This window comes from Zoogloea oleivorans (genome assembly GCF_008107625.1).
GTDB classification, from domain to species: domain Bacteria; phylum Pseudomonadota; class Gammaproteobacteria; order Burkholderiales; family Rhodocyclaceae; genus Zoogloea; species Zoogloea oleivorans.
The window spans coordinates 272,447-279,581 of the sequence record NZ_SDKK01000004.1 but is presented as its reverse complement, the minus strand read 5'-3'; the positions used below and the strand labels follow the sequence as shown (position 1 = coordinate 279,581).

Sequence of the window (7,135 nt, the reverse complement as noted above, 5' to 3'; positions counted from 1 at the left end):
TCTGGTCACGGATTCAGGTCGAATATAAAGAAGATCAATGGGGAAATGGAAAATGGGTTTGGGATGAGCTGACGGCCCACAATGAGGTCCGTTTATCGCGGGTATTCTTCTTCGACCGGAGGGACCTACTGAACCCTCCAACACCCCCGCAAGACCCCAGTGGTCACGCGTATCGCTTTCAACTCGGCATTTTCAATGGCGGCTATTTAGAAATTCCCGCAACGATTCTCGATATCAAAAACGACGTCCACATTGACCGTGCGGTAAAGGTATCGCGCGCGACCTTTGCGGCTGAGCGCAACGTTTCAATCTTTGGACGGCTTTCAGCGCTCTTGGACCACTCCAATCCCATCGCAATAGGAGGAACCCGTCCTAACGCCATCCCGCAGGACGTATTCGAGGAGCTGATCAAGAAATTCCCGAACAGTCGCGAGCTCGACCGCTATGCAGATGCGCGCGTTTACACGATTCTTTCCGAGTTCCTAGATGGGATGAAGGACGCGCGTGGCCGCTACGACTCGTATCTCAACAAGAAAAGTAAGGCGCTCCCTGGCTCCGCAAAACTCGATTTGAGCGCACTTGAAAAGCTGGAGATCGAGAAATACATCCTAATCCGGGACCTAATCAGCGATGCCCTGGCGACCAAGAAAGACTTGTCCGAGAACGAATGGCAGAAGCTGATGCTACAGTTCTTGCTCCTCTTGTTCCCCAAGTACATCATGGTGCTTGAGAACATCCCTATCAGTGATTACTACAGCGACCCAACCAAGAAGACTGAGCGCTATATCGACATCGGCCTGCTGGACGCGAATGGCAATCTCGACGTCATCGAGGTTAAGAAGCCCTTCGACGACAAGATTCTCCGGCATAGCAAATACCGCGACAACAGCATTCCGACCACGGAACTGAGCGGCAGCATCATGCAGGCTGAGAAGTATCTGTTCCACCTCTCCAAATGGGGCGTGCAAGGCGAAAAGGCACTCAACACGAGGTATGCCGCCAAGCTGCCGGCTGGCATGGAGATCCGGATCTCCAACCCCAAGGCAATCATTATCGTTGGCCGCGATCAGATTGGTGGGACCAAGATGACCCGCAGTCAACTGCTTGACTTCGAGGTCATCAAGCGGAAATACGCGAACATGATGGACATCATCACCTACGACGACCTGTTACGACGGCTCAACCACACAATTGCCGCCCTCGGTGGTTGATTGATCAGAATAATTGGGAACTCCCGCCTCGCCCGGTGAATGGCCCGGTTGCGGTGGCCGCCCGCGCTGGGTCGATTGTTCGCGTTCGTCAAAACCAGCAACTGAAGTTCGCGCATGATGGTGCTGACGGGCAGTTATCCGATGCATTGCTGACTGATACGGGCAGTCAGCAATGCATCGGCAATGGTTTGGGTTTGTTTGACGTCTGCCATGCACGTGGGGATGATGCGTCAATGCCGAACCCCATGGGTGCGGAAGATATCGGCGACCTCCAGGGCAGGCCGCTCCATGGCGGCGCTACGGGGAGTTCAGCCTCTCCAACGGACTGACGACCTCGCGCAGGATGTCGGTGGCGACCTGGGCATACAGGGCGGTGGTTTCCAGCTTCTTGTGCCCGAGCAGGACCTGGATCAGGCGAATGTCGACCTTCTGCTCCAGCAGGTGGGTGGCAAAGGCATGGCGCAGCGAGTGCATCGATACCCGCTTCCCGATACCGGCTTCGTCGGCGGCTGCGTGGATGGCGCGGTCGAGTTGCCGGGCGCTGAGGTGCCGGACCGGATCCTGGCCAGGGAACAGCCAGCCGCCATCGAGCATCCTGCCTTGCGCGCGGGCCACCCGCCACCAGACGCGCAGCCGTTCCAGCAGCAACGGCGAGAGCATCGCATAACGATCCTTCTGGCCCTTGCCTTGTTCAACCCGCAGCGTCATGCGCTGGCTGTCGATGTCGGTGACCTTCAAGGACACGACTTCGCTGATCCGCAGGCCCGTCGCATAGGCCAGTGCCAGGGCGGTTTGGTGCTTCAGGTTGCCGGCCGCTGCGATCAGGCGCTTCACCTCGTCCGGGCTCAGGATCACGGGTAACTTGCGCGGCAGATGCACCGGCTGCATCTTGGCCATCAGTTCGGGACGGTCGAGTGTGACGGAGAAGAAGAACTTCAAGCCGCAAATTGCTGCGTTGAGCGACGTGGGGGACGCCCCGTGATCAACGAGGTACAGCTGGTAGTTCCGCAGATCCTCGACGGTCGCGGTATCGGGGGCGTGCCCAAGATACTTCGCGAAGTAGCGCACGGCGCGCACGTACCCGTCCTGGGTTCTGTCGCCCAGCTTACGCATCCGCATGTCCTCGATCATGCGCTGGCGCAATGGGCTGATGGTGTGTGTGGAGGCGGTCATGGCTGCAACTCCTTGAGAACGAGGCGGAGTGCCTCAGTTCTCAAGGTAGGAAACCGCGCGCTTCTGTCAGTGACCACCGCGCGGAATCGGAGGGCTACCGCGAGAGCGGTTTAGTCCTTGGCCGAGGTGCTGTCCTAACGTGAGAGGCGCCTACTCGGCCAACGAGGCGAACCGCCGCCTGCCCGGCCGGGTGAGTCATGGCCTCGGCGCGTTGCAAGTGGGGGCAGGCATCGGGCACCCCTTAACCAAAGCGGTCTGTGGCAGTCATTCATGGAGCATGAGGTGCGCCGGCCCCAATGTCCGGTACTGAAAGTTGACGACGTTGTCCCTAGGAGCCGCTACCGGACAGATCGTACTCCTCATGCATATTCCCCAGTTTTCTCATACTCCCCTCTAGGTTAGAGTTATAGACAAACCAAGTCGAATCCAAGGGATGGGGAGCAATGCACATCGAGTTCGTCGAGATCTCAAATTTCAGGAAGCTCCTGTCTGCGCGAGTAGACCTGTCGGACGAAACGACATTGTTCGTGGGAGCTAACAACAGCGGCAAGACATCGGCCATGCTTGCCTTGCGACGCTTCCTAACCCCGCGCCGGTGTCCGTTCGAGATCCATGATTTCACCCTCTGCCATTGGAAAGCGGTTGTAGGCATCGGCGAATCCTGGATCAACGCGCACAAAGCGGGCGAGACGATTGACCTCGTCGTTGCCCCATGGGTGCCAATCCTGCCGACGCTCGATCTTTGGATCGATGTCCGAGAGGACGAGGTCCACCGCGTCCAACCTTTGGTCCCGATGATGGACTGGATCGGCGGCCAGCTCGGTGTTCGCCTTCGCTACGAGCCAAAGGATCTGAACAGCCTCTTCAAAGATTTCATTGCAGCCGTAAGCGAAGCGGACGCGATGCGAGCAGCTGCACTTGCGACCGCAATGGCGAAGCATTCTGACCTTGATCCTGCGTCTCTGCCGACGTTGACAATCTGGCCAGAGAACCTGATCGACTTCCTCACGAGGCGTCTTGGCACCCTATTCACGATTCGGGTCTATCCTTTAGACCCAAGTCAGTTAGTCCCACCCCAGAAGCTTAGGGCTCTACCGCAGTTATTGCCTGCCGCAGCGAAGGCGATCGAAGGAGACCCGTTGGGTGGGCTGATCAAGGTGCACGACATCCCTGCGCAACGAGGATTTGGCGAAGTCCACGTTGGCCCTGAAGAGGACGACGGCCAGACCTCAGTTGGAGGAACTCGTTTGTCGGAGCAGCTTCGGAGCTACTACGCAAAGCACCTCGACCCAGCTAAAGGCCCCGATCCGATGGATCTTGAAGCGTTGCAGGCGATGGAAGCAGCCGAAGGTGCGTTCGACGCCCGGCTCACGGACAGCTTCAAAGAATGCTTCACCGAGGTCGCAGGATTAGGTTATCCAGGAGTTAGCGATCCTCGCCCCCGTGTTTCAACGCGGCTACGTGCCATTGATGGTCTGAACCACAGCGCTGCCGTCAATTTCGAGGTCGACGTTATCTCCGATACCGGTGAGAAGACACCGTTGTTGCTACTGCCCGAAGGTAGCAACGGGCTCGGATATCAGAACCTCATCTCAATGATCTTCCGACTAATGAGCTTTCGCGATGCTTGGATGCGCGTCGGCAAGGCATCCAAAGGGTCCGAGGCGACCAGCATAGAGCCGCTGCACCTAGTATTGGTTGAAGAGCCCGAAGCACACCTACATGCACAAGTCCAGCAGGTGTTCATCAAGAAAGCGTACCAAGTGCTCCGCAAACACTCTGAGCTTGGCGCGAGCAAGACGCTTCGCACTCAGCTGGTTGTCAGCACGCACTCGAGTCATGTGGCTCACGAGACGCCGTTTGCGAGCCTTCGGTACTTCCGCAGATTGCCGGCCGGAATGGTGGCGAAGGTGCCTGTGTCAACCGTTGTCAATCTGTCGGAGGTGTTCGGATCAGGAAGCGATACCGAGCGATTCGTCACCCGGTACTTACGTGCTCAACATGCAGACCTATTTTTCGCAGACGCGGTAATCCTTGTCGAAGGGCCTGCCGAGCGAATGCTCATTCCCAATTTCATCCGTGCCCACTATGAGGTGCTTCACCAGAGCTACATCACGCTGCTGGAGATCGGCGGAAGCCATGCTCACCGTTTGCGACCTTTGATCGACCATCTCGGCTTGTTGACCCTCATCGTCACCGATCTAGACACTTTGTCTGCTACGGGTGGTTCCTCTGTTCAGCCAGCGAAGGGCGCAGGCCAGAAGACCAACAACGCGACCCTGAAAACTTGGATTCCGGCCAACGACGACGTCGACACCCTCATGGATATTGCGCCCGCCGCCAAGATATTGGCGGCTGCCGGGGATACGCTCTTTGCAGTGCGCGCCGCATACCAAACGCCAGTCGCGATCACGCTACCTGGTTCAACAACTCAAGAAACGGCATACCCATACACATTTGAGGACGCACTCGTTTTTGAGAACCTGGCTTACTTCGCTGCATTTCCCGGGATAGGGCTGATTGCCAAATTTCGCGATGCGATCAATGCAGGAGGTGGCGCTGGCGCGGTTGGGCTCGCAATGTATACGGCGCTCAAGAATGGGAAGAAAGCGGAGTTCGCACTCGACGTGCTCATGGCAAGTGACTTCAAGAGTCTCACTGCGCCCAAGTACATCGCGGAAGGCCTGCAATGGCTACTTGAGCAGATGAAGAAGAAGCAGGTCGAAATCTTGAGCACAGATCCAACAATGGTCGCGCCCACGGGCGCTGAAGCGCTAGGAGGCAACCCGTGAGGACCGCTGACGATCAATTTGACGCCGCTGCCGATGCGACGATCGTCGAGTGCCTAAATCTCGCGAAACCGAGGAGCTTCTTCCTTTACGCAGGAGCTGGATCCGGCAAGACGCGCTCGTTAGTGAGCGCCGTCCGAAAAGTGTGTAGCGCACAAGGCCGGCAGCTCTCGTTGACTGGTAAGAAGATCGGCGTCATCACGTACACGAATGCTGCCTGCGACGAAATTAAGCAGCGATTGGAGTTCAACCCGCGGGTTGAGGTCATGACGATTCATGCTTTTTCTTGGTCGCTGATTGATGGCTACAACGACGACATCCGGCAATGGGTTGCCAAGAACCTAGAGCAGGAGTTGGCCGACTTGGAGGAAGCGCACCGTAAGGGGCGGCCGAACACAAAAGCCGGCATTGAGCGTCTTCGGTCAATGGAGAGCAAGCGCCGCCGCCTTGCTCGGTTGGACTCTATCTTGCGGTTCATTTACAGCCCGACAAGCGACAACCGAACGCGAGATTCTTTGAACCACTCAGAGGTCATCGCAATGACTGCGGATTTCCTAACCTCAAAACCTGGATTGAGGCGGATGTTGGTCAGCAGATGTCCCATCCTTCTCATCGACGAGAGCCAGGATACGAGCCGCGTACTCATGGAGGCCTTCCTTCATCTTGAAGACGAGTTCCACCACCGGTTCTGCCTGGGGCTGTTCGGGGATATGATGCAGCGCATCTACGCCGATGGTAAGGATCGGCTGGACAAGGCTATTCCGGAGCGATGGGCTCAACCTCGGAAGAGGATGAACCACCGGAGCCCCAGCCGCATCATCGAAGTCATCAACAATATTCGGCATGACGTTGATGGCGAGGAGCAAGTGCCACGCAGTGACGCTGAAAGGGGTGTAGTTCGCGTGTTCATAGCGGCTCAGGGAATACACAAGCCGTTTGAGACAGAGACCACTGTGCGGCAACGGATGGCAGAAATCACCGGCGATCAGGCTTGGCAAACCGCCGAGTCTGTGAAGACGCTGGCGCTCGAACACCTTATGTCTGCCCGGCGCTTCGGGTTCGTGGACTTCTTCGAGCCACTTTGGGCAGTCCCCAGCCTTGGAACCAATCTGCTTCAGGGCACCGGTGCCGCGATTGGGTTCTTCATCCGGGAGGTGTTGCCCCTGATCCGAGCGCTTCGAGCGGATGATCGATTTGGAGCTATGGCCGTCGTCCGAGAATCGTCGCCCTTGCTGGAGCGCGCAACTCTCGAAGCCGCTGGCTCAAATCAAATTCAGCAGTTGGCCAAGGCTAACGCAGCTTGTGAGGGGCTTTTGACTTTGATGGAAGCCAACTCCGATGTCTCTGCCCACGATGTGCTCAATCATGTGGCGAAGCATGGACTGTTTGCCATACCTGACTCATTGTCACCGTTCATCGAATCCGAAGACAGTGAGGCGACTGGTCAGCAGGCTGCAGCGGACGCTGTTGAGACGGAGAAAATGGGAGATGATGTAGCTGCCGATACCGGAACTGAACTTGCTGCGTGGCGCAAGGCATTAGAGGCGCCGCTGGTCCAGGTTGAGCGCTACGACTTCTACGTCCGTGGGGAATCACAGTTCGGCACGCACCAAGGGGTAAAAGGTCTGGAGTTTCCGCGCGTTCTTGTTGTGGTGAACGATGAGGAGGCGCGAGGTTTCCTATTCGCGTATGACAAGCTCTTCGGCACAAAGGAATGGTCGAAAGCCGATCAGGAGAACAAAGCCGCTGGTCGGGAAACGACCCTCGACCGCACTCGGCGCCTACTATATGTCACTTGTAGCCGTGCAGAGAAGAGTTTGGCGATCGTCTATTACTCTCCAGGTCCGGCGCTGGCCCAAGAAGCCATCCTTAAAAACGGATGGTTCCAAGAGGACGAAATCGAACTTCTTACTTGAAAGGGCACAGATTTTTCGCCTGGTCTATCGATGGGATCATTGCTCG

At 57.1% G+C, this 7,135-nt stretch carries 4 protein-coding genes; 3 read left to right on the top strand and 1 reads right to left on the bottom strand.

The window, feature by feature from the left end; translation table 11 throughout:
• Positions 1-1,211: Shedu immune nuclease family protein (locus tag ETQ85_RS06030; RefSeq protein WP_222862076.1), on the top strand; the 1,211-nt coding region annotated here is incomplete at its 5' end.
• 297 nt (positions 1,212-1,508) lie between these two features.
• Here ETQ85_RS06030 and ETQ85_RS06025 read toward each other — a convergent pair.
• Positions 1,509-2,384: a tyrosine-type recombinase/integrase gene (locus ETQ85_RS06025; RefSeq protein ID WP_148578144.1), complete on the bottom strand. Its 876-nt coding sequence runs from the start codon at positions 2,382-2,384 to the stop codon at positions 1,509-1,511.
• Between the two features lie 443 nt (positions 2,385-2,827).
• Here ETQ85_RS06025 and ETQ85_RS06020 point away from each other — a divergent pair, with 443 nt between their 5' ends.
• Complete coding sequence (locus ETQ85_RS06020; RefSeq protein WP_148578143.1) at positions 2,828-5,176, top strand: ATP-dependent nuclease; 2,349 nt, start codon at positions 2,828-2,830, stop codon at positions 5,174-5,176.
• On the top strand, positions 5,173-7,089 hold the full coding sequence (locus ETQ85_RS06015) for a UvrD-helicase domain-containing protein (protein ID WP_148578142.1): 1,917 nt from the start codon (positions 5,173-5,175) through the stop codon (positions 7,087-7,089). Before ETQ85_RS06020 ends, ETQ85_RS06015 begins: the two co-directional genes overlap by 4 nt.
• The last annotated feature ends 46 nt before the right edge of the window (positions 7,090-7,135 follow it).

Excerpts from the sequence above, each read along its gene's own strand:
- ETQ85_RS06025 (WP_148578144.1), bottom strand. The coding sequence starts at position 2,384 with ATGACCGCCTCCACACACACCATCAGCCCATTGCGCCAGCGCATGATC.
- ETQ85_RS06020 (WP_148578143.1), top strand. The coding sequence starts at position 2,828 with ATGCACATCGAGTTCGTCGAGATCTCAAATTTCAGGAAGCTCCTGTCT.